24 protein-coding genes are annotated in these 25,776 nt (G+C 64.8%); 8 read left to right on the top strand and 16 right to left on the bottom strand.

The window, feature by feature from the left end; translation table 11 throughout:
- Positions 1–4 precede the first annotated feature (4 nt).
- Entirely contained in the window at positions 5–2,608 is a 2,604-nt protein-coding gene (locus tag ACSFA3_RS01060; protein ID WP_435504922.1) for a [protein-PII] uridylyltransferase, read from the top strand.
- A 108-nt stretch (positions 2,609–2,716) separates the two neighbouring features.
- Positions 2,717–3,121, top strand: coding sequence for a DoxX family protein (locus ACSFA3_RS01055; RefSeq protein WP_435503552.1), 405 nt, complete (start codon positions 2,717–2,719; stop codon positions 3,119–3,121).
- Positions 3,122–3,162: 41 nt separating this feature from the next.
- Here ACSFA3_RS01055 and def read toward each other — a convergent pair whose 3' ends face one another.
- From def to smc, 5 genes are all read right to left on the bottom strand, one after another.
- Positions 3,163–3,699 carry a peptide deformylase gene (def, locus tag ACSFA3_RS01050; RefSeq protein WP_435503551.1) on the bottom strand — a complete coding sequence of 179 codons (537 nt, stop codon included), beginning with the start codon at positions 3,697–3,699 and terminating at the stop codon, positions 3,163–3,165.
- Positions 3,700–3,710: 11 nt separating this feature from the next.
- Positions 3,711–4,226: a hypothetical protein gene (locus ACSFA3_RS01045; RefSeq protein WP_435503550.1), complete on the bottom strand. Its 516-nt coding sequence runs from the start codon at positions 4,224–4,226 to the stop codon at positions 3,711–3,713.
- Between the two features lie 47 nt (positions 4,227–4,273).
- On the bottom strand, positions 4,274–6,358 hold the full coding sequence (gene ligA / locus ACSFA3_RS01040) for an NAD-dependent DNA ligase LigA (protein ID WP_435503549.1): 2,085 nt from the start codon (positions 6,356–6,358) through the stop codon (positions 4,274–4,276).
- 28 nt (positions 6,359–6,386) lie between these two features.
- Positions 6,387–7,514 (bottom strand): cell division protein ZipA C-terminal FtsZ-binding domain-containing protein, encoded by a 1,128-nt coding sequence (locus ACSFA3_RS01035; RefSeq protein WP_435503548.1) that lies wholly within the window; start codon positions 7,512–7,514, stop codon positions 6,387–6,389.
- A gap of 61 nt (positions 7,515–7,575) precedes the next feature.
- On the bottom strand, positions 7,576–11,094 hold the full coding sequence (gene smc, locus ACSFA3_RS01030; RefSeq protein ID WP_435503547.1) for a chromosome segregation protein SMC: 3,519 nt from the start codon (positions 11,092–11,094) through the stop codon (positions 7,576–7,578).
- A 104-nt stretch (positions 11,095–11,198) separates the two neighbouring features.
- Between smc and ACSFA3_RS01025 the strand changes: the two genes are divergently transcribed.
- The 5 genes from ACSFA3_RS01025 (at position 11,199) to bla (ending at position 15,345) form a co-directional block, all read left to right on the top strand.
- Positions 11,199–11,996: a hypothetical protein gene (locus tag ACSFA3_RS01025; protein WP_435503546.1), complete on the top strand. Its 798-nt coding sequence runs from the start codon at positions 11,199–11,201 to the stop codon at positions 11,994–11,996.
- Positions 11,997–12,060: 64 nt separating this feature from the next.
- Positions 12,061–12,399: a helix-turn-helix domain-containing protein gene (locus tag ACSFA3_RS01020; protein WP_435503545.1), complete on the top strand. Its 339-nt coding sequence runs from the start codon at positions 12,061–12,063 to the stop codon at positions 12,397–12,399.
- Positions 12,396–13,721 (top strand): type II toxin-antitoxin system HipA family toxin, encoded by a 1,326-nt coding sequence (locus ACSFA3_RS01015; protein WP_435503544.1) that lies wholly within the window; start codon positions 12,396–12,398, stop codon positions 13,719–13,721. Before ACSFA3_RS01020 ends, ACSFA3_RS01015 begins: the two co-directional genes overlap by 4 nt.
- Before the next feature lie 40 nt (positions 13,722–13,761).
- Positions 13,762–14,454 (top strand): P-loop NTPase family protein, encoded by a 693-nt coding sequence (locus ACSFA3_RS01010; protein WP_435503543.1) that lies wholly within the window; start codon positions 13,762–13,764, stop codon positions 14,452–14,454.
- A gap of 12 nt (positions 14,455–14,466) precedes the next feature.
- The gene (gene bla, locus ACSFA3_RS01005) at positions 14,467–15,345 is read left to right on the top strand and encodes a class A beta-lactamase (protein ID WP_435503542.1); all 879 of its coding nucleotides are present in this window, start codon (positions 14,467–14,469) and stop codon (positions 15,343–15,345) included.
- A 7-nt stretch (positions 15,346–15,352) separates the two neighbouring features.
- On the opposite strand, the gene ACSFA3_RS01000 is transcribed toward bla, so the two are convergent.
- The 8 genes from ACSFA3_RS01000 to ACSFA3_RS00965 all read right to left on the bottom strand — a co-directional run bounded on the left by ACSFA3_RS01000 (position 15,353) and on the right by ACSFA3_RS00965 (position 22,080).
- Positions 15,353–15,898, bottom strand: a complete 546-nt coding sequence (locus tag ACSFA3_RS01000) for a disulfide bond formation protein B (protein ID WP_435503541.1) — start codon at positions 15,896–15,898, stop codon at positions 15,353–15,355.
- Complete coding sequence (locus tag ACSFA3_RS00995) at positions 15,883–16,992, bottom strand: sulfate/molybdate ABC transporter ATP-binding protein (RefSeq protein ID WP_435503540.1); 1,110 nt, start codon at positions 16,990–16,992, stop codon at positions 15,883–15,885. The genes ACSFA3_RS01000 and ACSFA3_RS00995 overlap by 16 nt, the downstream gene beginning before the upstream one ends.
- A 13-nt stretch (positions 16,993–17,005) precedes the next feature.
- On the bottom strand, positions 17,006–17,905 hold the full coding sequence (gene cysW, locus ACSFA3_RS00990; RefSeq protein ID WP_435503539.1) for a sulfate ABC transporter permease subunit CysW: 900 nt from the start codon (positions 17,903–17,905) through the stop codon (positions 17,006–17,008).
- Between the two features lies 1 nt (position 17,906).
- On the bottom strand, positions 17,907–18,797 hold the full coding sequence (cysT, locus tag ACSFA3_RS00985) for a sulfate ABC transporter permease subunit CysT (RefSeq protein WP_435503538.1): 891 nt from the start codon (positions 18,795–18,797) through the stop codon (positions 17,907–17,909).
- Complete coding sequence (locus ACSFA3_RS00980; protein ID WP_435503537.1) at positions 18,794–19,807, bottom strand: sulfate ABC transporter substrate-binding protein; 1,014 nt, start codon at positions 19,805–19,807, stop codon at positions 18,794–18,796. The genes cysT and ACSFA3_RS00980 overlap by 4 nt, the downstream gene beginning before the upstream one ends.
- Positions 19,804–20,403, bottom strand: a complete 600-nt coding sequence (locus ACSFA3_RS00975) for an RBBP9/YdeN family alpha/beta hydrolase (RefSeq protein WP_435504921.1) — start codon at positions 20,401–20,403, stop codon at positions 19,804–19,806. The genes ACSFA3_RS00980 and ACSFA3_RS00975 overlap by 4 nt, the downstream gene beginning before the upstream one ends.
- Before the next feature lie 18 nt (positions 20,404–20,421).
- Positions 20,422–21,063 carry a peroxiredoxin gene (locus ACSFA3_RS00970; protein WP_435503536.1) on the bottom strand — a complete coding sequence of 214 codons (642 nt, stop codon included), beginning with the start codon at positions 21,061–21,063 and terminating at the stop codon, positions 20,422–20,424.
- A gap of 93 nt (positions 21,064–21,156) precedes the next feature.
- Positions 21,157–22,080 carry a LysR family transcriptional regulator gene (locus tag ACSFA3_RS00965; protein ID WP_435503535.1) on the bottom strand — a complete coding sequence of 308 codons (924 nt, stop codon included), beginning with the start codon at positions 22,078–22,080 and terminating at the stop codon, positions 21,157–21,159.
- Positions 22,081–22,223: 143 nt separating this feature from the next.
- Between ACSFA3_RS00965 and ACSFA3_RS00960 the strand changes: the two genes are divergently transcribed.
- Positions 22,224–22,859, top strand: coding sequence for an FMN-dependent NADH-azoreductase (locus ACSFA3_RS00960; protein ID WP_435503534.1), 636 nt, complete (start codon positions 22,224–22,226; stop codon positions 22,857–22,859).
- A gap of 25 nt (positions 22,860–22,884) precedes the next feature.
- Here ACSFA3_RS00960 and ACSFA3_RS00955 read toward each other — a convergent pair whose 3' ends face one another.
- The 3 genes from ACSFA3_RS00955 to epsC are packed head-to-tail and all read right to left on the bottom strand — an operon-like array spanning position 22,885 to position 25,722.
- Positions 22,885–23,436 carry an NADPH-dependent FMN reductase gene (locus ACSFA3_RS00955; protein WP_435503533.1) on the bottom strand — a complete coding sequence of 184 codons (552 nt, stop codon included), beginning with the start codon at positions 23,434–23,436 and terminating at the stop codon, positions 22,885–22,887.
- 58 nt (positions 23,437–23,494) lie between these two features.
- The gene (locus ACSFA3_RS00950; RefSeq protein ID WP_435504920.1) at positions 23,495–24,823 is read right to left on the bottom strand and encodes an NAD(P)/FAD-dependent oxidoreductase; all 1,329 of its coding nucleotides are present in this window, start codon (positions 24,821–24,823) and stop codon (positions 23,495–23,497) included.
- Positions 24,820–25,722: a serine O-acetyltransferase EpsC gene (gene epsC / locus ACSFA3_RS00945; RefSeq protein WP_435503532.1), complete on the bottom strand. Its 903-nt coding sequence runs from the start codon at positions 25,720–25,722 to the stop codon at positions 24,820–24,822. Before epsC ends, ACSFA3_RS00950 begins: the two co-directional genes overlap by 4 nt.
- Positions 25,723–25,776: the final 54 nt, after the last annotated feature.

Here is a 25,776-nt window from a genome sequence, read left to right as displayed (position 1 = left end):
CGCCGTGATCGAAGTCGCGAAGGTCGATGTCGCCACCCTGCGCGAGGCTTACCGTGCGCGGAAGCTGGCGCTGTTCGATACGCTGCGATTCGCCCGCGCACCGACGCGCAGCGTGCACGCGGTGTTGCGCCAGATTTCGGCGCTGGCCGACGAAACGCTGATCGCTCTCTGGACCGACGCGGGCTTCGGAAATTCGTTGACGCTGGCTGCCGTCGGCGGTTTCGGTCGCGGCGAGCTGTTTCCGTACTCCGATGTCGATGTGCTGCTCCTGCTGCCGGACGCCAACGCAGTGCAGGTCGAGCCGGCTCGGATCGAGGCTTTCATCGGCAATTGCTGGGATGCGGGGCTGGAGATCGGCTCCAGCGTGCGCACGCTCGTCGAATGCCTCGACGAAGCGGCGAGAGACGTCACCGTCCAGACGTCGCTGCTCGAGGCACGGCTGGTCACCGGAGACAAGAAACTCTTCACCAATTTTCGGAAACAGTTCTTCTCGGCCATCGATGCCAAGGCCTTCTTCGCGGCCAAATCGCAGGAAATGCGTCATCGACATCACAAGTTCGACGACACGCCTTATGCGCTGGAGCCGAATTGCAAGGAGTCGCCCGGCGGCCTGCGCGACCTGCAGAGCATTCTCTGGATCACCAAGGCGGCGGGTTTCGGCAATCGCTGGGAGGATCTGTCGAAGAACGGGTTGGCGACGCCGTTCGAAATCCGGCAGATCAAGCGAAACGAGGCGCTGCTGAGCTTGGTACGTGCGCGCCTGCATGTCACGGCCAACCGGCGCGAAGATCGCCTGGTGTTCGACCTCCAGACGGCGGTTGCCGCGACTTTCGGCTATGTCGGCGAGTCCCAGCGCAAGGCGAGCGAAGCGCTGATGCGGCGCTACTACTGGGCCGCGAAGGCCGTCACTCAGCTTTCGCAGATCCTGATGCTCAACATCGCCGAGCGGCTGCAACCGCTGGCCGAACAGCCGACCCGCATCAACGACCGTTTCCTCGAGAAGGCCGGAATGATCGAGGTCGCGAGCGACGACCTCTACCTCAAGGATCCGCACGCGATCCTGGAGACCTTCCTGCTCTACCAGAAGACCATCGGCGTGAAGGGCCTGTCGGCACGCACGTTGCGCGCGCTCTACAACGCGCGCCAGGTCATGGACAGCAAATTCCGCAACGACCGCGTGAACCATATCACGTTCATGCGCATGCTGCTGGAGCCGCGCGGCATCACCCACGCGTTCCGGCTCATGAACCAGACTTCGGTGCTGGGCCGTTACCTGCGACCGTTCCGCGGCATCGTCGGGCAGATGCAGCACGACCTCTTCCACGTCTACACGGTCGACCAGCACATCCTGATGGTGCTGCGCAACGTGCGGCGTTTCTTCATCGCCGAGCATGCGCACGAATACCCGTTCTGCTCGCAGCTCGCGGCGGGCTGGGACAAGCCGTGGATCATGTACGTGGCGGCGCTGTTCCACGACATCGCCAAGGGCCGCGGCGGTGACCATTCCACGCTCGGCGCGCGCGACGTGCAGCGTTTCTGCCGCCAGCACGACATTCCACGCGAAGACGCGAAGCTGATCGAGTTCCTGGTGTCCGAACACCTGACCATGAGCACCGTCGCGCAGAAACAGGACCTGAGCGACCCCGAAATCATCGGCGCTTTCGCAAAACGCGTCGGGAGCGAGCGCTACCTGACCGCGCTTTACCTGCTGACCATCGCGGACATTCGCGGCACGTCTCCCCGCGTCTGGAACGCATGGAAAGGCAAGCTGCTGGAAGACCTCTATCGCGCGACATCGCGCGCGCTCGGCGGCCACATGCCCGACCCGGACGCCGAAGTCGAATCCCGCAAACGCGAGGCGCTGATCGAACTGGCGCTTCACGCGATGCCTTTCGAATCGCACAAGGCGCTCTGGGAAACGCTGGACGTCGGCTACTTCATGCGTCACGACGCTTCTGAAATCGCGTGGCACACCAAGCAGTTGTCGCGCCATGTGCGTCTGAAGGGCGCGCCGATCGACTTCAAGGCGCCGCCGATCGTGCGGGCGCGTCTTTCTCCGGTCGGCGAAGGGCTGCAGGTGGTGGTCTATACGCCCGACCAGCAGGATCTGTTCGCGCGCATCTGCGGATATTTCGACCAGTCGTCGTTCAGCATCCTGGATGCAAAGGTACACACGACCAGCACCGGTTATGCGCTGGACACCTTCCAGGTCGTGATGGCGTTCATCCCGGAGCATTACCGGGATCTCATCAGCATGGTGGAAACCGGGCTGGCCGGAACGCTCGCGGCCGCCGGTCCGCTCCCGGCACCTAGCAAGGGACGGGTCTCGCGGCGCGTTCGCAGCTTCCCGATACAGCCGCGCATCAACCTGACACCCGACGACAAGGCCCAGCGCTGGCTGTTGAACATTTCGGCAAGCGACCGGCCGGGACTTCTGTATTCCGTGGCGCGGGTTCTGGCGCGGCATCAGCTCAACATGCAGTTCGCCAAGGTCACGACGCTGGGCGAGCGGGTCGAGGACACCTTCTTGATCAGCGGACCTGATTTGCAGGGGCAACGTGCCCAGTTGGCCATCGAGACCGAACTGTTCGACGCACTGGCTTCCTGACGTCCTGAAAACGTTGCGTCCGGTTTTGAACTGTCATCGTGACGGTCGACAATTTCGCTGACAATCAGCCGCTATTTTGGCAATTGCATTCAATCGAAAGGATTTCTCATGACCCGTAACGACGACACCGGCAAACTGATTCTTCGCCTCGCACTCGGTATCCTCATCCTGATGCACGGCATTGCAAAACTCAGCTCCGGCGTCGGCGGAATTGCAGGAATGCTGACATCGCATGGCTTGCCTTCAGGCCTTGCGTATCTTGCATATATCGGTGAGGTCGTGGCGCCGGTGCTTTTGATCGTTGGCCTCTTCACGCGGCCTGCGGCGCTGGTCATTGCAATCAATATGGTGTTTGCAATCTACCTTGCGCACATGTCGCAGCTTTTCACCATCGGCAAGACCGGTGGCTGGGCGCTTGAACTGCAAGGCATGTTCCTTTTCGCCGCCATCGCAGTCGCGTTCCTGGGTGCCGGACGATTCAGCATCGGTGGGATATCCGGCAAATTCAACTGATACAGCCCGACAACTGATGCAGCTGATGCAACTGAAGAAATTCAGTCGTCCGCTGCGTCCAGCCCGGGAAACAGCACTTCAGTAAATCCGAAGCGTGAGAAATCGCGGACGCGCATCGGATAAAGAATGCCATACAGGTGATCCACTTCATGCTGCACGACCCGCGCATGAAATCCGCTCACCGTGCGGTCGATAGGGTCGCCGTACAAATCGAATCCGGTATAGCGCACTTCTAGGAAACGCGGGACCACGCCGCGGAGTCCGGGAACCGAAAGGCATCCTTCCCAACCCTCTTCTTTCGCTGCTCCGATTGCAGTCACGACCGGATTCAACAGGACCGTGCGCGGCACGACAGGCGCATCGGGGTAGCGCGGATTGGGTCCGTCGGTGCCGAAGATCACCAGTTGAAGATCGACGCCGATTTGCGGCGCTGCGAGTCCCGCACCGTTCACGGCCCGCATCGTGTCGAACATGTCCTTCACCAAAAGGTGAAGCTCATCGGTGTCGAATTCGGCAACCGGTTGCGCAGTGCGCAGCAGCCGCGGATCGCCCATCTTCAATATTTCGCGCTCAGCCATTCGAATCGAGCCTAATTGTTGCCCTGCTGCACGGACGTGCCCTGGTTCGGATTTGCGGTGTGACCATATTGAACCGGTGCGCCTGCACCCTGATTGATCGGGCGTCCGCCACCACCACCCTGGCCGAAATTCGGCGGACGACCCGGATTCACGGATGGTTGCGTCGGACGGCCGGGCGGGCGAACGCCCTGACCCGGACGTCCTCGATCTCCTCGATCTCCGCGATCTCCGCGGTCATTACGGTCATTACGGTCATATCGACCGTCGTAACCGCCGCGGCGGTAATTGTCGATCTGCACGCCGCCATAAACCGGGCTGCCGCCGTAATAGGGACGACCACCGTAGTAGCCGCCTCCACCGCCGTAATAGCTTTCCTGGTAATAGACCGACGGTGCCGGGGCGGGCGCACCGTAATAGTAGGAATCGGAATAGCCGCCCACCGGAACGCCGACGCAGCCGCTGAGCAGCACGATCCCACCGGCACCCGCTGCCATGGTTGCGATCCGACGGAAGATATTTGTTTTCATGAACTTTCCTTGTTCGACGCCCCGATAACGGGAGGCGCTTGGCCGTATCAGGGAATGTCGATTCCTTTTTCAAGGATTTCCAGCATGCCCCCTTCATCGATTACCTTGACGCCCAACAAGTTCGCTTTTTCGAGCTTGCTGCCGGCTTCGGCGCCGGCGACCACGTAATCGGTCTTCTTGCTCACCGACCCCGCGACCTTGGCTCCGGCCGCTTCCAGCTTGTCTTTCGCTTCGTCCCGCGACAGCGTAGGAAGCGTGCCGGTGATCACGAAAGTCTTACCCGCTAACGGTTTGGGTGGCTTCGCGGTTGGCTCGAATTCTTCCCAATGCAGGCCGCACGCCCGCAATTGTTCGACGACTTCGCGGTTGTGCGGCTGATCGAAGAAGGTTCGCAGGCTGGTCGCGACGACCGGTCCGACGTCTGCGACCTCTAGCAACGCATCCTCGCTGGCATCCATGATCGCGTCCAGCTTGCCGAAATGTTTCGCCATTTCCTTGGCCGTACTTTCGCCGATGTGACGAATGCCGAGGCCGAAAAGAAAGCGCGACAGCGTCGTCTGCTTCGATTTCTCCAGCGCTTCGACCAGGTTGGCCGCCGACTTGTCCGCCATGCGCGCCAGCCCGGCCAGCGCGACGAAACCCAGTCGGTAGAGATCGGGCAGCGTCCTGACCAGATCCGCGTCGACCATCTGCTCGACCAGCTTGTCGCCCAGACCCTCGATATCGAGCGCGCGACGGGCCGCGAAATGCAGGATCGCTTCCTTTCGCTGCGCCGCGCAGAACAGTCCTCCCGTGCAGCGGTAGTCGACCTCGCCCTCTTCCCGCAGCGCGTCGGACCCGCAAACCGGGCACTTTCGCGGCATCGTGAACTGCGGGCCACGTTCTTCCGGCAAGCGCGCCAGGCTGTCGGGCGCCAGACCGACGACCTCCGGAATCACGTCGCCCGCACGCCGGACGATCACCGTGTCGCCGATGCGCACGTCCTTGCGGCGCGCCTCGTCTTCGTTGTGCAGCGTCGCGTTGGTCACCGTCACGCCGCCGACGAAAACCGGCGCCAGCTTTGCGACCGGCGTCAGCTTGCCGGTGCGCCCGACCTGCACCTCGATCGCCAGCACTTCCGTCAGCTGCTCCTGCGCCGGGTATTTGTGCGCCACCGCCCAGCGCGGCTCGCGCGAGACGAAGCCGAGCTGCCGCTGCAACGCCACGCTGTCGACCTTGTAGACGACACCGTCGATGTCGTACGGCAAGGCGTCGCGTTCCAGCCGGATCTTCTCGTGGAACGCGATCAGCTCGTCGGCGCCACTCGCGCGCTGCGTCTGCCGGGCCACGGCAAAGCGCCAATCGCCGAATTGCGCCAGCAAATCGTGCTGCGTCTCGAATTCCGGCCCGCCCTCTTCCGGCGGCGTGATCTCGCCCAGTCCGTAGGCGAAAAAGCTGAGCTTGCGGTCGTTCGTGATTGCCGCGTCGAGCTGCCGAACCGCGCCGGCTGCCGCGTTGCGCGGGTTTACGAACAGTTTTTCGTTCTTCTGGCCCTTGGCGATCTTCTCGCGCTGGCGATCGTTGAGCTTCTCGAACTCGTCTCGCCGCATGTAGACCTCGCCACGCACCTCGACCACCGGCGGCGCGCCTTCGAGCTTCAACGGAATCTGCCGGACGGTGCGAATGCCGGCCGTCACGTCTTCGCCGATTTCGCCGTCGCCGCGCGTCGCGGCCTGCACCAGACGGCCGCTCTCGTAGCGCAGGTTCATCGCCAGACCGTCGAACTTCAGTTCGCAGACGTAGACCACCGGCGGCGCGTCCGGTGCCAGCCCCAGCTCGCGGCGCACGCGCGTGTCGAAGGCGATCGCGCCAGCGGCCGTGATGTCGGTTTCGGTGCGGATAGAAAGCATCGGCACCTTGTGACGCACCTTGGCAAAACCTTCGAGTGCCTTGCCGCCGACGCGCTGCGTTGGCGAATCCGGCGTGCGTAAGGCGGGATTGGCATCCTCGAGTTCCTGCAGTCGCCGGAACAACCGGTCGTACTCGGCGTCGGGCAGCAGCGGCGCATCGAGCACGTAATAAAGATGCGCATGATGGCGGAGCTGCTCGGTGAGAGCAGCGATCTCGTGGGCGGCTGCGGAAACGTCGGACATGGGAAACCAGGAACAGGGTCGGAAAGAATCAGCTGAAAAGTCGGCGCGCCAACGGTGAGCCGGCAGCCAGGTCGCGAGACTCGAGCGTGTCGTAAAGCTGCTCCAGGTCGGCGCCGATGATGTCCATGGTCTCGTCGCGCAGCATCTGCCCGTCGCCGTCGGTGACGACGCCGTCCATCTCCAGCGCCAGCGCGGCGGCGGCCTCGCGCATCCGCGCAAAGGGCTTTTCGCTGCGATCGACCTGCGGGACGTCGAGGCTCAGCGTGAGTTCGCGGATCGCCGACTGGGCCGGATCGTCGGCGAGTGCGGCCTGCGTGTCGAAAGACAGCCCGATGATTGGCGGCATGCCGGCCTCGCCGGCCGGCAGCACCATCCGCCCAGGAATCATCCCGAACACGAAACCCAGCCGCGCGGCATTCTGTTGCACATAGCCGGGACTCCACGCCGCATGCCGCGCGCGCAGCACGAAACCGAGCTGCGCATCGTGACCGCTGGCGAACTGGTCGAGCTCGCGGGCGCGCGCCACTTCATCGAGCATTTCCGGGAATTCGGGGCCGCCGTTGAGCGCGTCGGCAAAGGCCTGCGCCTTCATCACGAACTCCGAATATTCGATCTCGTTCAACGCGCCGGTGCGGTTGGCAAGCTGCACGCCAATCTGGAAAGCGCCGTAACGCTGGCCTGCCACTGGCGTTTCCCATTCGCCGTTGTGCTCGTTCAGGCCTTCGACCGCGACCGGCTTGCTGCCCGCGCGACGCGTCGGCGGCATCGCGGCGATGGCCGCATCGCCCGACACCAGGCCGTCGAGCGACACCGGCGCGATGATGTCGATCAGCGGATCGAGCCCGCCGCGGCGCTCTGCCGTCATCGCGATCGGCATGGCGCTGGGCGCCGGCAGATCGGGATCGAACAATGGTTCGTGGCGCTCGTTGCCGGGCGTCGGATGCGGCTCGATGTGCAGCACCGGCCCGTCGTCGTCGCCCGAGCCGCCGCGGTTCAACTCGCCGAACGATGTGGTTCCGAACGATGTCGGCGTCGCGCCTTCGGACATGTCGGGCTGGCGCGGCGAATTCCGGCGCGACGCCCAGGTGTTGTAGGCCACCAGTCCGGCAAGCACGAGGCCCCCGAGGATGGCGAGGGCGACGGTGAGACTGCTCATGAAGGAAAACTCGCTGTCGAAATCGCTGTCGAAATGTATGGCGCGGAAGGAACTGGCATCGTCAGGCGGGCTCGACCATCGACACCGCGGACTCCATGTCCACCGCCACGATGCGCGAAACGCCCTGCTCCTGCATCGTCACGCCGATCAACTGCTCGGCCATTTCCATGGCGATCTTGTTGTGGCTGATGAACAGGAATTGCGTACTTTTGCTCATGGCTGTAACCAGTTTGGCATACCGCTCGGTATTCGCGTCGTCCAGCGGGGCATCGACCTCGTCCAGCAGGCAGAACGGCGCCGGATTCAGCTGGAAGATTGCGAACACCAGCGCGATGGCGGTCAGCGCCTTTTCTCCGCCGGACAGCAGATGGATGGTCTGGTTCTTCTTGCCGGGCGGCTGCGCCAGCACCTGGACGCCGGCATCGAGAATTTCGTCGCCGGTCATCACCAGGCGCGCGTTGCCGCCGCCGAACAGCTCCGGGAACATGCGGCTGAAATGTTCGTTGACGATATTGAAGGTGCCGCCGAGCAGCTCGCGCGTCTCGATGTCGATCTTGCGGATCGCGTCTTCGAGCGTGCCGATGGCTTCGTTCAGGTCGGCGGACTGCGCGTCGAGGAACAGCTTTCGCTCGCTCGCCAGCGTGAGCTCGTCGAGCGCGGCCAGATTGACGGCGCCCAGCGCAGTCACTTCGCGATTCAAACGGTCGATCTCGCCTTGCAGGCCGGTGAGCCGCACATTGCCGGTCTCGATCGACAGTGCGATGGCTTCCAGATCGGCCTTGGCATCTTCCAGCAGCGTCGCATATTGCTCGAAGCCGAGACGCGCCGCCTGTTCCTTAAGCTGGAATTCGGTGATGCGCTGACGCAACGGCTCCAACTCGCGTTCCAGCTGCAACCGGCGCTCGTCACTCGAGCGCAGCTGAAGCGTGAGCCCGTCGTATTCGCTGCGCGCCCGCCCGAGCGCCGTTTCGCGCTCCAGCTTGAGCGCGACCGCATCCTGCAGGCCAGCCTGCGCCGCCGCATCCGACAGCCGGGCGAGTTCGGCCTGCGCGCGTTCCAGTTCGTCCGCGAGAGACACCGTCTGCTGCGCCGCCGTGTCGATGGCCCGCCCGAGCTCGCCGCGCCGTGCTTCGACGCTGCGACGGGTGAAGGTCGCTTCCTGCGCCTGGCGTTCGAGCCCGCGATGCTGTTCGCGGCTGGCGGCGAGCGCGCGGCCGGCCTCGATCACGCGCTCGTCGAGCTGCGCGTGGCGCTCCTGGCTGTCGGCCAGCTGCATGTCGAGTTCCTCGAAGCGACCTTCGGCGGCGACGCGGCGCTCCTGCAGGTCTTCGAGTTGCGCATCGACTTCACCGAGGTCGGCGGCGAGCTGTTCGCTGCGCGCGCGCGTCTGCTCTGCGAGCTGGGTCAGGCGGAGCGTCTCTACCTGCAGTGCATGCGCCGACGACTGCGTCTCCGCAGCCTCGCGGCGGACGGCGACCAGGCGCTGCGCCACATCGGCGTAGGCGGCTTCGGCGCGGACCAGCGCGGTGCGCGCCTCGTCGCTGATCAGCGTCTGGGCGCGCAACTGGCGCTCCAGGTTTTCTATTTCCTGCTGACGCGCAAGCAAGCCGGCTTGTTCCGAATCCGGCGCGTAAAAGCTCACGCTGTGCGCGCCGACCGCATGGCCGCTCTGCAGATAGATGACTTCACCGGGCTGGAGCTTGTCGCGCTGCGCGAGCGCTTCATCGAAGCTCTCTGCCGTGCGGCAACCGTTCAGCCATCCGACCAGCAGCGCCTGCAAGCCGGCATCGCTCACACGCAGCAGATCGGACAGGCGCGGCAGATCTGTCGGCTCCGCAGACGGCGCTGCATCGGAAGGCGGGCTGTAGAACGCCAGCTTGGCCGGCGGCGCCGAACCCGCAAAAGCCCGGACCATGTCGAGCCGCGAGACTTCCAGCGCGCCGAGCCGCTCGCGCAGCGCGGATTCCAGCGCGTTCTCCCAACCCTGCGCGATGTGGATGCGGCTCCACAGCCCTTGCAGGCCGTCGAGCCCATGCTTCGCGAGCCACGGCGCGAGCTTGCCGTCGGTCTTGACCTTTTCCTGCAGCGTGCGCAGCGCCTCCAGCCGCGCCGAGAACTCGGCATGGCGCGCGCCTTCGGTGTTGACGGCCAGCTGCGCAGTTCGGCGGTCATCGTCGCGCTGCGGCACGGTTTCCTGCAGATCCTGCAGCCGGGCGTCGGCTTCGGCGGCAGCTTCCTGTGCCGCTTCGAACTGCGCCTGCATCTCGCGGAGCTTCTCTTCGTCGGGCGCGGCCAGCGATTGCCTGTCGCTGCGCAGGCGTTCGCTGCGGAGCGTGAGCTGGCGGCTCTGTTCCTCGATGTTGCGCTGGTCGGCGGCCAGCACCTGGATCTGCTGCTGCACCTGAACGACCGTCGCGCGCTGGGCGTTGGCTTCGTTCTGCGCGCGCTGCTGGGCGTCTTCGAGTTCCGGCATGCGCGCATCGTGCTCTTCGAGCTGCGCGGCCAGCAGTTCGGCCTGCTCTTCGGCATCGACGCCCTGCCCGGCCAGCGCTTCGAGTTCGACCTCGGCATCTTCGCGGCGTGCGCTCCATTGACCGATCTGCTCGCGCAGCTGCACCAGTCGCTGCTCGACCCGCTGCCGCCCTTCGACGACGAAGCGGATCTCGCCTTCGAGCCGACCGACTTCGCCGCTGGCTTCGTACAGCCGACCCTGCGCCTGATTGACCAGGTCGCCCGCGCCGTAATGCGCCTGGCGCACCGTTTCGAGTTCGGATTCGATGCGCCGCAGATCGGCGGTGCGCGATTCCAGATCGTTCAGCGCCTTGCCGGCGTCGGCCTTGACGCGCGCCTGATCGGCCTCGCTCTCGGTTCGCTTCAGGAACCACAGCTGATGCTGCTTGCGGGTCGCGTCGCCGGTCAGCGTGTTGTAGCGCTGCGCGACCTCGGCCTGCTTCTCGAGGCGCTCCAGATTGGCATTGAGTTCGCGAAGGATGTCTTCGACACGCGTGAGGTTTTCGCGCGTGTCGCCGAGGCGGTTCTCGGTCTCGCGGCGGCGCTCCTTGTATTTGGAGACGCCGGCAGCTTCTTCGAGGAACAGGCGCAGTTCCTCGGGCTTCGATTCGATGATCCGGCTGATCGTGCCCTGGCCGATGATCGCGTAGGCGCGCGGGCCGAGGCCGGTGCCGAGGAACACGTCCTGCACGTCGCGGCGGCGCACCGGTTGGTTGTTGATGAAGTAGCTGCTGGTGCCATCGCGCGTCAGCACGCGGCGTACGGCGATTTCGGCGAACAGCGCCCATTGGCCGCCGGCCCGGTGATCGGCATTGTCGAACACCAGCTCCACGCTCGAACGGCTGGCCTGCTTGCGCGTGGTCGTGCCGTTGAAGATCACGTCCTGCATCGACTCGCCGCGCAGCTCCGACGCACGCGATTCGCCGAGCACCCAGCGCACCGCATCCATGATGTTCGACTTGCCGCAGCCATTCGGCCCCACCACGCCGACCAGCTGGCCCGGCAGCAGGAAGTTGGTGGGTTCGGCGAACGACTTGAAGCCGGAAAGCTTGATGGAATTGAGGCGCACGGAGGGTCGGAGCAGCTCGGCGATGACGCCAAGGTGTTGATTTGTAAGGGAAAACGAGCAACCGGGCGGTTGCGGTGCGAGCTGTCGATGATAACGTGCGCGCCATGCCAGTTTTCTACGTCCTCCTCGGGCTCGCCCTCCTGCTTCAGGGCTGCGTCAGCCCGTCCACGCAACGCGCCGAACCGTACGCCACGCACGAATGGCTGCAGTCCAGCGCCAACCGCATCGCCAACCTCGCATTGCGCGACAACCTGCAGTCGATCAGGCGGGTTCAGCTGTCGCTCTACCGACGCAATCCGCGCGAATGGCGCAAATGGGCCGCAAGCCCCGAAGATGCGGTGCAGCGCACCTGGGACGCGGTGACGGTGGCGACCGCGCCGGTGGCGCCAAAGTCCTCCGATCCCACCGATGCACCGGCCGCACCCGTCGGCCCGCCCGCGCCGGTACCGCTCATACTGCAGCAACTGCACGGCGCGACCGGCATTGACGCCATCCGGCTCGCATTCCAGACCACGCCTGCGCCGTATGCCGGCGACCGCGTGGCCGCGCTCGTCGTCGGCTGGGCATCGATGCTCAAGCAGGCGAACGGCGACACCTGGGAGCAGACGATGGTCGACGGCGTGAATGCCGAGAACAGCTACCGCGCGGCGCGCAACGTCGAGATTTCGCTGTGGCTGATCGGCTCTAAAACAGGGTCGGACGGACAGCCCCTGCTGCTGGCGACCGAAGTCAGCGAGCGCGGGCGCAATCTGGTCGTCGACCGGGAATTGTCGAAAGTCGTGGCTCGGCTCGATCTGATGGCCGCGCAGGCCGACGAGAAATACCGCCGCGCCGCGCTGGACTTCACCCAGGGCTGGGTTCTCGGCAGCCTGGGGCCATTTCTGCAACTCGCAAAACCATAACCGGTACGCGCTCTCGAGTTCGGAAACATGTTTCCTTTTTCATTTGATCAGGTAATATCTTTACGTGGTCAAACGAGAACTCATCGAGCAACTTTCAGCACGGCGCGTTGTGCTTGGGCTGAGTCATGCCGAGGTCGCCGAGCGTTCGGGACTGACCGAGCGCTCGGTGCGCAACGTGCTCGGCACCGCTGCCAACCCGCAGCTCTCATCGCTGCTGGCGCTGGTCGATGCGCTCGGCCTCGAAGTGCAGCTCGCGCCTAAAGGTTTCGGCCCGACGACGACTTCGACGGATGCGGCCTACAAGCCGGTCGTCACCCGCATCGGCCACAAGGTGTCCGAAGCCATGCCGCAAGGCTGGCCCGATGCCGCCAATGCCGCCGATCCGCCCAGTACGCAACGATGAACGTCAAGATCCTGGAGATTGCGCTCGGTACGCAGCCGTTCGGCAAGCTATTCCAGTTCGCCGACCTGTGCCGTTTCGTCGCCGAGCCGGCACTGATCGCGGCGCCGCCCGCGCAGGTGCTGTCGCTGTCGATGGTGGCTGCCGACACCGCCGCGCAGTCGGCGCTCTGGAGCGACGTTCGCAATCCGCTGTTCAACGCGCAGGCCGGACGGTTGCCGGCTTTCTTCCAGAACCTGCTGCCCGAAGGCATCCTGCGCACCCACATCGCGCAGCTGCGCGGCTGCCGCGAAGACGATCACTTCGAGCTGCTGGCCGCATGCGGTGGCGATCTGCCGGGTGCCGTCAGCGCTCGGCCCGCCACGGTCGACCGCGCGACATTGCAGCGACTCGTCACGCAGGACCAGGACGCGCTGGAAATGACGGTGATCGCACTGCCGATGCCGCAAGGCATTTCCGTCTCGGGCGTGCAGCCGAAGCTCGGGCTTCGTCGCCAGGGCGGTCGCTACGTGGCGCGCACGCGGTCCGGCAACAGCACGCGGGTGATCGCCAAACTGCCGATCGCCGGACGGCCGCACATGCCGCAGCTGGAGATGCTGTCGCTCCAGCTGGCACGCGCTGCCGGCGTCGATACCTGCCATGCCGAACTCGCGCCGCTGTCGGCCATCGACGCCGAGCACAGTTACGCGCTGCCGGACGAGCCCGACTTCCTCGCCGTGACGCGCTTCGACCGCGACGGCGCGCGGCGCATCCACTTCGAGGATTTCGCGCAGGTGCTGGCCGTCGATCCGCAGCACAAATACGGATCGAGCTACCTCGCGATGGCGCTGGCGATGCAGGCCTTTCCGTCGCTCGGCGAACCGGCCGTGATGGAACTGGTGCGGAGGCTGGTCGTGAACGACCTGCTCGGCAACCCCGATGCGCACCTGAAGAACTTCGGCGTGTTGTATGCCGACGGCATCGCGCCGCGTCTCGCGCCGGCCTACGACATCGTCGCCTACGACGCGATGCAGGGCGCCGACGGCCATGCGCTGCCGCTGATTCCGTCGCCGACCCGCGCGAAAGATGCGAAAGATCAGAAACCCGCAATGCGCACTCTGCGCCCGCCGTTCTTCACGCCGACCTCCGTGCGCGCCTTCTGCTACAGCGCCGGCCTGAACGAGCCGCTGATGCGCCGCACCATCGCCGATACCGTTCGCGCAGCGCGCGCTGCCTGGCCTGCGATGACCGAAGCCTCCACGCTACCGGCGGCCTGGAAGCAGCGCATGCGGAACCGGCTCGAAACGCATCCGCTGTCACAAGGACTGACACGGCGCGGCACATAAAATGCAGGCCCTTCTTTGTCCCTCTTCCATCGGAAACCACATGAGCTCCATCAATTTCATCGGCGGCGAAAAAGGCGGTGTCGGCAAATCGGTCACGGCACGCGTCCTGGCGCAGTACTTCATCGATCACAGCCGCCCGTTCACCGGTTTCGACACCGACCGCTCGCACAGTTCGTTCACGCGTTTCTACGAAGGCTTTGCGTCGCCGGTGGTGGTCGACAGCTTCGAAGGGCTCGACACCATCGTCAACAGCTTCGAAACCAATCCGCAGCAGAGCGTGATCGTCGACCTGGCGGCGCAGACGCTGGCGCCGATCGCGCGCTGGATCAAGGAATCCGATCTGTTCGACGTGCTGGCCGAACTCGGCGTGGCAGTCAACTTCTGGCATGTGCTGGACGACGGCAAGGATTCAAGCGACCTGCTCGGCAACCTGATCGACACCTTCGGCAACCGCCCCAACTACATCGTGGTCCAGAACTACGGTCGCGGCAGCGACTTCGGCCTGCTGCTCGGTTCATCGTCGATGACCAAGGCGACGGCGCATTCGGCCAAGGTCATCACGCTGCCGCGCCTGCACGAAGCCAGCATGCGCAAGATCGACGCGCACAACAGCAGCTTCTGGAAAGCCGTGAACGACCGCGAAGGCGCGCATGCGCTGGGCCTGCTGGAACGTCAGCGCGTGAAGACATGGCTCGCCACGTCTTACGCGGCGTTCGACACGCTGCCGCTGTAAAGCCAAGCCCGCATGCAGAGACGACAGTTTTCCATGGGTGCGGGTGTCGTGATCGCCTCAGCAGCGCTAGGTGCAACGGCGCAGACGACGGGCGTCGACGAGGCTTTGGAGTGCATCGAGGCCGCCAGCGGCGGGCGCCTCGGCGTCTGCATTCTGGACACGGCCACGGGACGCCGAACGGCCTATCGGGCCGACGAGCGCTTTCCGATGTGCAGCACATTCAAGTTTCTTGCGGCCGCTTTCGTGCTCCAGCGATCCGACAGCGGCCTCGAAAAACTCACGCGCGCCGTCGCGATTCCGGCCAAGGCAGATCTGGTTCCGTACTCGCCTGCCACCGGCCCCAGCGCTGGCGGAACGATGACGATGGCGCAGTTGTGCGACGCCGCGATCACGCTGAGCGACAACACCGCCGCCAACCTGATGCTCGCAAGCTTCGGCGGACCGGCCGGGCTGACAGGTTTCACGCGCGCGCTCGGCGACCGGTCCACGCGGCTCGACCGCATCGAGCCGCTGTTGAACGAGGCAACGCCCGGCGACGAGCGCGATACGACGACACCGGCGGCGATGCTCGGCCTCATGGAGAAATTGCTGGTCGAAAACACGTTGAAGCCCGCATCGCGCGAACGGTTGACGGCCTGGCTGCTCGCGAACACCACCGGAGCAAGACAGATTCGCGCCGGCGTGCCGGACGGCTGGCGGGTCGGCGACAAGACGGGAGCAGGCGGTCATGGCACCGGGAACGACATCGCCATCGTCTGGCCACCCGGCAAGGACAGCGCACCATTCCTGGTGACGGCTTACCTGACTGGCACGTCCGGCCCCGTCGAACAACGCCATGCGACGCTGGCAGCCGTGGGAGCGCTTCTGCCGACGATCGCAGGCAGAAGCTGAAACCAGATCAGGCCGCGCTGCGGAGCCCCGGGCGATCGACCGAAATCGGCGCGCGCTTCGTGACCATCAGAAGCAGCAGCACTGCAAACACCGCGAACGCGATAAACGACCAGTTGGCGATCGACAGCCCGAACAGCGTCCAGTCGATCTTGCTGCAGTCGCCGCTGCCGCGAAAAATCATTGGCAGCGCGCGCTGCAGCGGAAAAGTCTCGATCATTCCGTAGATGTCGCGGCCGCAGGTCACGACCTCGGGCGGATACCACTGCAAGAAGCTCTGCTTGGCTGCGGTGAACGCGCCGCCGACCGAAAAAAGCAGCGCTAGTGCACTGCCGACCCGCTGACCCGTGCGACCACGCATCAGCGCCGCCAGACCGGTGAACACGGCCACCAGCACCAGCGCGTAACGCTGCACGATGCACATCGGACACGGTTCGAGTCCGACAACATGTTGCAGGTACGCGCCGAAAGCGAGCATGGCGATGCAGGCAGCGCAGATCAACGCCAGTGCCCGACGCGGCGAGCGGAAAAACCAGTCAATCAAGGTGAAACCCAATCTTCGACGAACACCTTGGCCTTGCGCGGGGTAGCGATCACGGTGTCGCCCTCCGTCAAGCCCAAGTCACGGAACTGTTGCGCAGGGAGTTGCGCTTCTATGAGAGTTCCGGAGCCCTGATTATCGGGATTCGATTCGACGGGTTGAAGTTCCAGTCGGGCGGTCGGTCCGACGACGATGGCACGCGACAGCGTCGCGACGATGCCGGTGCTGTCGCTGCCGGCGGCGCGCGGCACGTAGCGCGTCACCTCGATGTCGTGCGGTCGCACGTACGCAAGCGCCTTGGCGTCCTGCGCGCCGACATGTTCGGGTGAATTCAGCCGCATGCCGTCGAGCTGCACCTCGCCGTCGTTGGCGCGGCCATGGAACAGGTTCACGTCGCCGAGGAAGCCGTAGACGAACGGGCTGGCCGGATGGTCCCAGACCTCCTGCGGCGAGCCGACCTGCTCGATCTTTCCCTTGTTGATGACGACCACGCGGTCGGCCACTTCCAGCGCTTCTTCCTGGTCGTGCGTGACGAAGATCGAGGTAACGTGCAGCTCGTCGTGCAGGCGGCGCAGCCAGCGGCGCAGTTCCTTGCGCACCTTGGCGTCGAGGGCGCCGAAAGGCTCGTCGAGCAGCAGCACCTTCGGCTCCACGGCCAGCGCCCGGGCCAGCGCGATCCGCTGGCGCTGGCCGCCGGAGAGTTGCGACGGATAGCGGTCGGCCAGCCAGTCGAGCTGCACCAGCTTGAGCAGATCGGTGACTTTGGCCTTGATCTGCGCATCGCTCGGACGCTGGCTGCGCGGCTTCACGCGCAGGCCGAAGGCGACGTTCTCGAACACGGTCATGTGGCGGAACAGAGCGTAATGCTGGAACACGAAGCCGACCTGCCGCTCGCGCACGTGCACGTCGGTGGTGTCCTCGCCGGAGAACAGGATGCTGCCGGCGTCGGCGGTTTCGAGCCCCGCGATGATGCGCAGCAGCGTGGTCTTGCCGCAGCCCGACGGGCCGAGCAGCGCGACCAGTTCGCCCGAGGCGATGTCGAGGTTGACGTCGTTCAGCGCCCGGAAGTCGCCGAACTGCTTGCTGATATTACGGATTTCAATGCTCATGATTCTTCTCTTTTCAGGCCGTGGCCGGAGGGCGCTCGGGCGGCAGTTCGGCGATCAGCTTCATTTCGCGCTCATGGCGCCATTCGATGACTGTCTTGATCAGCAGTGTCACCAGCGCCAGGATCGCCAGCAGCGAAGCCACGGCGAACGCAGCAACCGACTGGTATTCGTTGTAGAGCACCTCGACATGCAGCGGCATCGTGTTGGTCTGCCCGCGGATGTGGCCGGAAACCACCGACACCGCGCCGAATTCGCCCATCGCCCGCGCGTTGCACAGGATCACGCCGTAGAGCAGGCCCCATTTGATGTTGGGCAGCGTCACGCGCCAGAAGGTCTGCCAGCCGGTCGCGCCGAGCACGATGGCGGCCTGTTCCTCGTCCGTGCCCTGCGACTGCATCAGCGGGATCAGCTCCCGCGCGATGAACGGGAAGGTCACGAAGACGGTCGCCAGCACGATGCCGGGTACGGCAAAGATGATCTTGATGTCGTGCGCGGCCAGCCACGGGCCGAACCAGCCCTGCGCGCCGAACACCAGCACGTAGATAAGACCCGCCACCACCGGCGACACCGCGAAAGGCAGGTCGACCAGCGTCGTCAGGAATGCCTTGCCGCGAAATTCGAACTTGGCGATCGCCCAGGCCGCGGCTACGCCGAACACCAGATTCAGCGGAACCGCAATGGCAGCCGTGATCAGCGTCAGCCGGATCGCGCTCCAGGCATCGGGCTCCTTCAGCGCCTCGACATAAGCGCCGAAACCCTTGCGCAATGCCTCTGCCGCCACGGCGGCCAGCGGCAGCACGAGGAACAGGAACATAAAGACCAGCGCCAGGCCGATCAGCGTGTGGCGGACCCATGGCGCCTCGGTCGTGCCGGCCTTGGCACGGCGCACCGTGCGTGCGTTGTTGCCGCTCATTTCACGCTCCTCCCGAACGACGGCGTTTCCAGCCCTGCAAGGCGTTGATCACCAGCAGCAGCAAGAACGAGATCACCAGCATCACCAGCGCGACCGCCGTGGCGCCCGCGTAGTCGTACTGCTCCAGCTTGCCGATGATGATCAGCGGCGTGATCTCGGAAATCATCGGCATGTTGCCGGCGATGAAGATCACCGAGCCGTACTCGCCGATCGCGCGGGCGAAAGCCATCGCGAAACCGGTCAGCAGCGCCGGCATGATCGACGGCAGGATCACCTTGGTGAAGGTCTGAAGGCGGGTCGCGCCGAGCGAAGTCGCGGCTTCTTCCAGTTCTTTCTCGGTGTCTTCGAGCACCGGCTGCACCGTGCGCACCACGAAAGGCAGGCCGATGAAGATCAGCGCGATCACGATGCCTGCCGGCGTGAACGCCAGCTTGATGCCGTGCGGCTCCAGGAACTGACCGACCCAGCCGTTGCCGGCCAGAAGCGCTGTCAGCGAGATGCCGGCCACCGCTGTCGGCAACGCGAACGGCAAGTCGACCAGCGCATCGACGATGCGCTTGCCCGGGAACTTGTAACGCACCAGCACCCACGCGACCAGCAGGCCGAACACCAGGTTGACCAGCGCCGCGATGAACGAAGCACCGAACGTCAGCCGGTACGACGCCATCACGCGCGGCGACGTCACCGCGACCCAGAACTGGTCCCAGGTCAGCGTGAACGTCTTGAAGACCAGTGCCGACAACGGAATCAGCACGATCAGGCTCAGATAGAGCACGGTGTAACCGAGCGTCAGATTGAAGCCCGGCAGAACGCGGCGCGTACCGCCTGCGCGATTCACGCGCGAAATCGGCGCTGTCGCGGACGACAGCGCCGAAGAAGAAACGCCGCTCATTTCGGTGCGCTGTAGAGCTTGTCGAATTGCCCGCCGTCGTTGAAGTGCACTTTCTGCGCTTCACTCAGGCTGACGAACAGTTCCTGCACGGTAAACAGCTGCAGCGGCTTGAAGGTCGACGCGTACTTCTTCAGCACGGCCTGCGAGCGCGGACGCAACGCATGCTTCGCCGCGATTTCCTGGCCTTCATCCGAATACAGGTAGTCGAGATAAGCCTTGGCCAGCGCGCCGGTGCCCTTCTTGTTGACCGTGCGCTCGACGACGGCCACCGGGTTCTCGGCCACGATGCTGATCGACGGGTAGACGGCATCGACCTTGCCGGTTCCGAATTCACGGTCGATGGAAACCACTTCGGACTCGAACGTGATCAGCACGTCGCCGATGTTGCGCTGCAGGAAGGCCGTGGTGGCATCGCGACCGCCGCGCGCCAGGATCGGCACATTCCTGAACAGCTTGCCGACGAATTCCGCCGCCTGCGCATCGGTGCCGCCCTTCTTCTTCACGTAGCCCCACGCGGCCAGATAGGCGTAGCGGCCGTTGCCGCCGGTCTTCGGATTGACGACCACGACCTTGATATCGGGCTGGATCAGGTCTTCCCAATCCTTGATGTTCTTCGGATTGCCGTTGCGCACCAGGAAAAGCATCGTCGAAGTGGTCGGCGAGGCGTTGTCGGGGAAGCGCTTGGCCCAGTCCTTGGCGACCACGCCGGCATTGGCCAGGAATTCGATGTCGGTAGAGGTGTTCATGGTGACGACGTCGGCATCGAGGCCGTCGGCCACCGCGCGCGCCTGGGCGCTGGAACCGGCGTGCGACTGGTCGACCTTCACGTCCTGACCGGTCGTCTTCTTGTAGTGGGCGACGAAAGCCGCGTTGTAGTCCTTGTAGAACTCGCGCGCCACGTCGTAGGAGACGTTCAGCAGCGTATTGCCTTGCGCCGCCGCATTGCCGCCGATGAGGGCCGACGAAGCCATCGCCAGCGCGAAGGCGATGGTCTTGATTCTGGAAGTCATAGAGATTGCGAAGATTGCAGGGGATGCGGAGAAGAGGGAGACGAGGGAGAAGAAGAAAGGGCGGAGGTCGACGGTGTTTCGATCAGGGACTGCAGCAATGCCAGGCCCAGGGGCCAGTCGCCATGACCGGAGTCGAGATTGATATGGCCCGCATTCTGCATGCGGACGAATTCGCTGCGCCAGGCACGCGCATAAGCGCCCGCGAGGCGCACCGGACAGAACGGATCGTTGCCGCTGGCCACGACGATGCTGCTGTACGGCAACGGTGCATAAGGCACCGGCGCGAAATCGTGCAGCGCCGCACGTCGCTCGGGATCGGCCGGCGCCACCAGCAACGCCCCGCAGATGCGTGCCGCCACCTCGGGCGGCAGGTGTGCCGTCGCGATGCAGCCGAGGCTGTGCGCGGCGACCACGACCGGCCCCTCCTGCGCAACGATCAGATCGCCGATCGCCCGAACCCACGATTCGCGGCGCGGCGAAACCCAGTCGTCCTGCACCACGCGCACCGCGCCCTGCATGCGCTCGGCCCACAGGCTCTGCCAGTGGCCGGGACCGGAGTCGCGCCAGCCGGGAACGATGACGACCGTCGGTTTCAAGGTCAAGGTTCTGCGCGCTTACTTGTTCGGCTGCGGCGTGATGCGCAGGTACGGCTTCACGGCCTTGAATCCCTTAGGGAAACGCTCGGCCAGTTCGGCGGGGTCCTGGATGCTCGGCACGATCACCACGTCGTCGCCGTCTTTCCAGTTGGCCGGTGTCGCGACCTTGTGGCTGTCGGTGAGCTGCAGCGAATCGACCACGCGCAGCAGTTCGTCGAAATTGCGGCCGGTGCTCGCGGGATAGGTCAGCGTGGCGCGGATCTTGTGTTGCGGATCGATCCAGTAGACGGTGCGCACGGTCGCGGTCGTCGATGCGTTCGGGTGGATCAGGTCGTACAGATCGGCGATCTTGCGGTCCGGGTCGGCCAGGATCGGGAAATCGACGGTGGTGTTCTGCGTCTCGTCGATGTCGGCAATCCATTGCTGGTGCTTGTCGACCGGGTCGACGCTGATCGCGATCGGCTTCACGCCGCGCTTGGCGAACTCGCCCGAAAGTGCAGCCGTGCGGCCCAGTTCAGTCGTGCAGACCGGCGTGAAGTCGGCTGGATGCGAGAAAAGGATGACCCACGACTTGCCGGCCCATTCGTAGAAATCGATCGGACCGCTGCTCGATTGCTGCTGGAAATTGGGTGCGGTGTCGCCGATGCGAAGCGTGGCCATGTCGTCGTTCCTCTGTTTCTTTGGGTCGGGGTCTGATTGTCGGAAGGGTTGCTCGGATAACAAACGAATATCTAATTGTTTGAATATGCCGTTTCATGAATAACGATTCGGCCTAGGCTCATCCCCGCGCAACTCTTCCGCGAGGAAGTCGATCAGCTGGCGGACAGCCGGAACCAATGCGCGGCGCGGCGCGTAGACGGCGTGGACGATGGCCGGCGGCGGCTCCCAGCCCGGCAATACCTCGACCAGTTCGCCGGACTTCAACTCCGAGCGGCACATGTAGTCGGGCAACATGCCGGCGCCGACACCTTGCAGGATCGCGAACTTGAGCGTCAGCAGGTCGTCGGCAACGTAGCGCGGCAGGTGCGTCATGTGGTGAAGGCGGCCATCCGGCCCCTGCAGTGTCTGGCTGGTGCGTCCTTCACCGTTCGACGACATCGCAACCGTGTCGATCCGTGCCAGATCCTCCGAACAGTTCACCGGCCCGTAAGCCGGAAAGCGCTTCGCGCTGGTGACCCAGAGCCCTCGACTCGTGCCCAGATGCCTGGCCGCCAGAGTCGCGCTGTCTTCGATCGCCGCCCGCACCCGCAACGCGATGTCGACGCCCTCTTCCACCGGATCGACCGGCCTGTTCAGCACCCGCATCTCGATCCTGACCTTTGGAAAACGGGCCATGAAAACCGGCAGCAGCGGCCCGACGCCACCCTGGGCCAGCGTGACCGGACAGCTGAGGCGCAAGGTGCCGCGCGGCTCGGTCTGCACCTGCGCCACTGCTTCTGCTGCCGCTTGTGCCGCGTCGCGCATGGCAGCGCAGTGGCGCAGATAGAGCTCGCCCGCCGGCGTCAGCGACAGCCGCCGCGTGCTGCGCTGGAGCAGTTGCACACCGAGCGACGCCTCCAGGTCGGCCACGCGCCGCGACAGCCGCGACTTGGGAACGCCGAGCGCCTTGCTGGCTGCAGTGAAGCCGCCGCGCTCTGCCACCTCGGCGAAAAAGACCATGTCGTTGAGATCCTGCATGCGTCGATTGTCCCAAATTCAGGACGATGAAGCGCAAATGTGCTTACTTATCAACCAGTCGTGCGAAAAATAGAATTCGGCACATGCCGAGCTTCTCGGTCAAACCATCGAGCCCTCGCGGCTTCAGAAAAGTGAACGAGATCATGAAACTGCTTCAAGTGGATTCGAGCGTGCTGGGTGCTGCATCGGCTTCGCGCGCGCTGACGGCGGAAGTCACCGCCGGATGGCTGCGTGCAAATGCAGGTACGACCGTCGAAGTGCTCGACCTGGCACAAGACACGCCCAGCCATTTCGATGCCAACTCGCTCGGCTCGAAGGTCGGCGTCCAGGCCGAGCCGACCGAAGCGCAGAAGCGCGAGAACGCCGTATCCGAGCGGCTGGTCAGCCAGTTCCTGGCTGCGGATGTCATCGTCGTGGGCGCACCGCTCTACAACTTCTCAGTGCCGACGCAGCTGAAGGCCTGGATCGACCGGTTGGCGCAACCCGGCCGGACTTTCAGGTACGGCGAAAAAGGTCCGGTCGGGCTGGCTGCCGGCAAGACCGTGATCGTCGTGTCGACCCGCGGCGGCGTCTATTCGACCAGCGCCGGCGGCGAGGCGATGGAGCATCAGGAAAGCTACCTGAAGACCATCTTCGGCTTCTTCGGCATCGACGATGTGCGCATCGTGCGCGCCGAAGGCCTCGCAATGGGCGACGTGGCCAGGTCGGCCGCGATGGCCGCAGCGCGCGGGCAGATCGCGGCAGCAGTCGCCGGCAGCGAACAAGCCGTCGCCGCCTGATCCTGCGATGTCTTCCGCGACGCCCTCAGGCGTTGTGGATCTTCACCCAGGCGACGTACTTGTCGACCCAGCTCTGCAGGAACTGCCTGCTGGCTTCGGAAACATGGCCCTTGTCGTCGAACAGGCCTTCCTTGTTCTGGATGAACGCCTCGGGCTGTCCCAGCGTCGGCACGTCGAGATAGGCCAGGATGTTGCGCAGGTGCTGCTGTGCCAGCGCCGTGCCGATGGCGCCGCCCGACACACCGATCACGCCCGCCGGCTTGCCGCCCCAGACGCTCTGGCCGTAGGGACGCGATGCATGGTCGATCGCATTCTTGAGCACGCCGGGAATCGACCGGTTGTATTCGGGCGAGATGAACAGCAGGCCCTGCGCGGACGAAATCTCGGTCTTCAGGCGCATCACCGATGGCGACGGGCTGGCGTCGTGGTCCTGGTTGTAGAGCGGCAGGTCGCCGATGTCGATGTGCTCGAAGGTGAACTCTTCCGGCGCCAGATGGGCCAGCGCGAGCGCCAGCTTGCGATTGAGCGAATCCTTGCGCAGGCTGCCGACGACGACGGCGATCTTGTACTGGGTCATGATTTTTCCTTGAACGGTGGATTGACGGATCGGTGCCGGATCGGTGAAGAACCGGCTGCTAATGCGGAAGCTGCACGTTCTCGCCGGTCATCACGCTCATGTCGCGCGCCACCTGCCCATGCCGCTTCCAGCCCTCGAAGGTGCGGCGAAAGTTCAGCACCGACACCAGGTAGTAAAGCGACTTGAAGACGCGCAACGCACCCCAGATCGGCGTCTTGCCGTAAATGTCGCCGGCCAGCAGCGACATCAGCCCTTCCTTGATGCCGAAGGGGTTGATCGGGTGCATGAACATGTCGCGGATGGTCGGGTTCGTGACCCGGTAGATGAACCACGAATATTCGCGCGGCCCCTTCTGCGCCATCGCCTCGAAAGCCTTGCGTGCGGTGGCGAGCTCGGCCGGACGGTCGAGTGCCGTAGCGACCAGTTCCGCGCCCTCGACCGCGCCCTGCATCGCGAGATACACGCCCGACGAGAACATCGGATCGATGAAGGTGAAGGCATCGCCCAGCAACAGGTAGTTGTCGCCGGTCGCATGCGTGCTGGTATACGAGAAATTGCCCGTGGCATGCACCGCATCGTCGACCAGCGTGGCGCCCTGCAAGCGCTCGACCAGCACCGGGCAGAGCGCGATGGTGTCCTCGAAGAATTCCTTCAGCGGCTTGTCGCGCGTCTTCAGGTAGTACGGCCAGCAGACCGCGCCGATGCTCGTCGTGCCGTCGGCCAGCGGAATGAACCAGAGCCAGCCGTGAGCGAACCAGCAGATGCTGATGTTGCCGGCCATCTTTCCTTCGAGCCGCTTCGCCCCGGTGAAATGGCCGAAGAGCGCGGTGGTGTTGTGCTTTTCGTTCTTCTGCTTGCAGCCGAACTTGTGCGCCAGCAGCGTGTCGCGGCCCGATGCGTCGACGACGAATCGCGCCTGCCAGGTGCGCTGCGAGCCGTCGTCGAGCTGAGTCTGCACGGTGGCGCCGTCATCTGCGAAAGCGACATCGCGCACCTTGCAGCCCTCGAACGCACGCGCGCCGCGCGCCTCGGCATTGCGGAACAGCATCTCGTCGAGGTCCGATCGCCGTACCTGCCAGGCCGACGGCATCGACTTGTCCATCGCATCCGCGAACTCGACGCTGGTACGGTGTTCATGCTCCGGCGAGACGAATTCGATGCCGTACTTCGGCATGCCCATCCTGTCGACCTGCTCCAGCACGCCGAGCTTCTCGAACAGCGCCCGGTTCGCCGGCAGCAGCGATTCGCCGATGTGGAAGCGCGGGTGATGCGCCTTCTCGGCCATCACCACGTCCCGGCCCTGCTGCGCGAGCAGCGCGGCGATGGTCGCACCGGCCGGACCGCCGCCGATGACGAAGACGTCGCAGCGCCCGGCTTCTTCGGTCAGCACGGGAGCTTCGCGTTGGGGGCCTGGGTCACGCTGCAGCCTTCCGGCACGTCCTGCGTCACCCAGACGTTGCCGCCGATGGTGGCGCCCCTGCCGATCGTCACGCGCCCGAGGATCGTCGCGCCGGCGTAGATGACGACGTCGTCTTCCAGCACCGGATGGCGCGGCAGACCCTTCTTGAGATGGCCGTCGCCGTCGAGCGGAAAGCGCTTGGCGCCGAGCGTCACCGCCTGATACAGCCGCACGCGCTCGCCGATCACCGCCGTCTCGCCGATCACAACGCCCGTTCCGTGGTCGATGAAAAAAGCCGCGCCGATCTGCGCACCGGGATGGATGTCGATGCCGGTCTGCGCATGCGCGCGCTCGGTCACGATGCGCGCCAGCAGCGTCAGGCCGAGCTTGTAGAGCTGATGCGCCATCCGGTAATGGATCATCGCCAGCACGCCGGGGTAGCACAGCAGCACTTCGTCCACGCTGCGCGCGGCCGGATCGCCGTGGAATGCGGCCATCACGTCGGTGTCGAGCAGCCGCCGCAAGCCGGGCAAGGCTTCGGCGAATGCCTTGACGCGCTGATGCGCGTCGGCCGTCAGCGAAGCCAGCTCTTCCGGCGAATGACGCCTGACGTGCCGCAACTCGAGCGTCGCCTGCGCGTGCAGCTGGTGCAGCGCCGCGTCGAGCGTTCGGGCGACATAGAAATCTTCGCTTTCCTGGCGCAGGTCGGTCGGACCGAGCCGCATCGGAAACAGCGCGCCGGTCAGCGCCTCGACCACCTGCGCCACCACGTCGCGCGAAGGCAGCTCGCGCTCGCCGCCCTCCTGCGAGCGCTGCTGCGAATTACGCCACTCGCGACGCGCCTGATGCAGCGCCGTCACGACCTCGTCCACCTGAAACCCTGCCATGTCCGCCTCGTCTTTCTGTCTGCAGTCGAAACCTGAAGCTTCGCATTGTGCAGA

The sequence above is a fragment of the Variovorax glucosi genome (assembly GCF_051216695.1).
Lineage (GTDB): Bacteria > Pseudomonadota > Gammaproteobacteria > Burkholderiales > Burkholderiaceae_C > Variovorax.
This window is presented reverse-complemented; position numbering and strand designations above follow the sequence as displayed.

Bases quoted from the DNA above. Each gene is read 5' to 3' on its own strand.
- ACSFA3_RS01055 (WP_435503552.1), top strand. From the start codon at position 2,717: ATGACCCGTAACGACGACACCGGCAAACTGATTCTTCGCCTCGCACTC.
- def (WP_435503551.1), bottom strand. From the start codon at position 3,699: ATGGCTGAGCGCGAAATATTGAAGATGGGCGATCCGCGGCTGCTGCGC.
- ACSFA3_RS01045 (WP_435503550.1), bottom strand. From the start codon at position 4,226: ATGAAAACAAATATCTTCCGTCGGATCGCAACCATGGCAGCGGGTGCC.
- ligA (WP_435503549.1), bottom strand. From the start codon at position 6,358: ATGTCCGACGTTTCCGCAGCCGCCCACGAGATCGCTGCTCTCACCGAG.
- ACSFA3_RS01035 (WP_435503548.1), bottom strand. From the start codon at position 7,514: ATGAGCAGTCTCACCGTCGCCCTCGCCATCCTCGGGGGCCTCGTGCTT.
- ACSFA3_RS01025 (WP_435503546.1), top strand. From the start codon at position 11,199: ATGCCAGTTTTCTACGTCCTCCTCGGGCTCGCCCTCCTGCTTCAGGGC.
- ACSFA3_RS01015 (WP_435503544.1), top strand. From the start codon at position 12,396: ATGAACGTCAAGATCCTGGAGATTGCGCTCGGTACGCAGCCGTTCGGC.
- ACSFA3_RS01010 (WP_435503543.1), top strand. From the start codon at position 13,762: ATGAGCTCCATCAATTTCATCGGCGGCGAAAAAGGCGGTGTCGGCAAA.
- bla (WP_435503542.1), top strand. From the start codon at position 14,467: ATGCAGAGACGACAGTTTTCCATGGGTGCGGGTGTCGTGATCGCCTCA.
- ACSFA3_RS00995 (WP_435503540.1), bottom strand. From the start codon at position 16,992: ATGAGCATTGAAATCCGTAATATCAGCAAGCAGTTCGGCGACTTCCGG.
- cysW (WP_435503539.1), bottom strand. From the start codon at position 17,905: ATGAGCGGCAACAACGCACGCACGGTGCGCCGTGCCAAGGCCGGCACG.
- cysT (WP_435503538.1), bottom strand. From the start codon at position 18,797: ATGAGCGGCGTTTCTTCTTCGGCGCTGTCGTCCGCGACAGCGCCGATT.
- ACSFA3_RS00980 (WP_435503537.1), bottom strand. From the start codon at position 19,807: ATGACTTCCAGAATCAAGACCATCGCCTTCGCGCTGGCGATGGCTTCG.
- ACSFA3_RS00970 (WP_435503536.1), bottom strand. From the start codon at position 21,063: ATGGCCACGCTTCGCATCGGCGACACCGCACCCAATTTCCAGCAGCAA.
- ACSFA3_RS00965 (WP_435503535.1), bottom strand. From the start codon at position 22,080: ATGCAGGATCTCAACGACATGGTCTTTTTCGCCGAGGTGGCAGAGCGC.
- ACSFA3_RS00960 (WP_435503534.1), top strand. From the start codon at position 22,224: ATGAAACTGCTTCAAGTGGATTCGAGCGTGCTGGGTGCTGCATCGGCT.
- ACSFA3_RS00955 (WP_435503533.1), bottom strand. From the start codon at position 23,436: ATGACCCAGTACAAGATCGCCGTCGTCGTCGGCAGCCTGCGCAAGGAT.
- epsC (WP_435503532.1), bottom strand. From the start codon at position 25,722: ATGGCAGGGTTTCAGGTGGACGAGGTCGTGACGGCGCTGCATCAGGCG.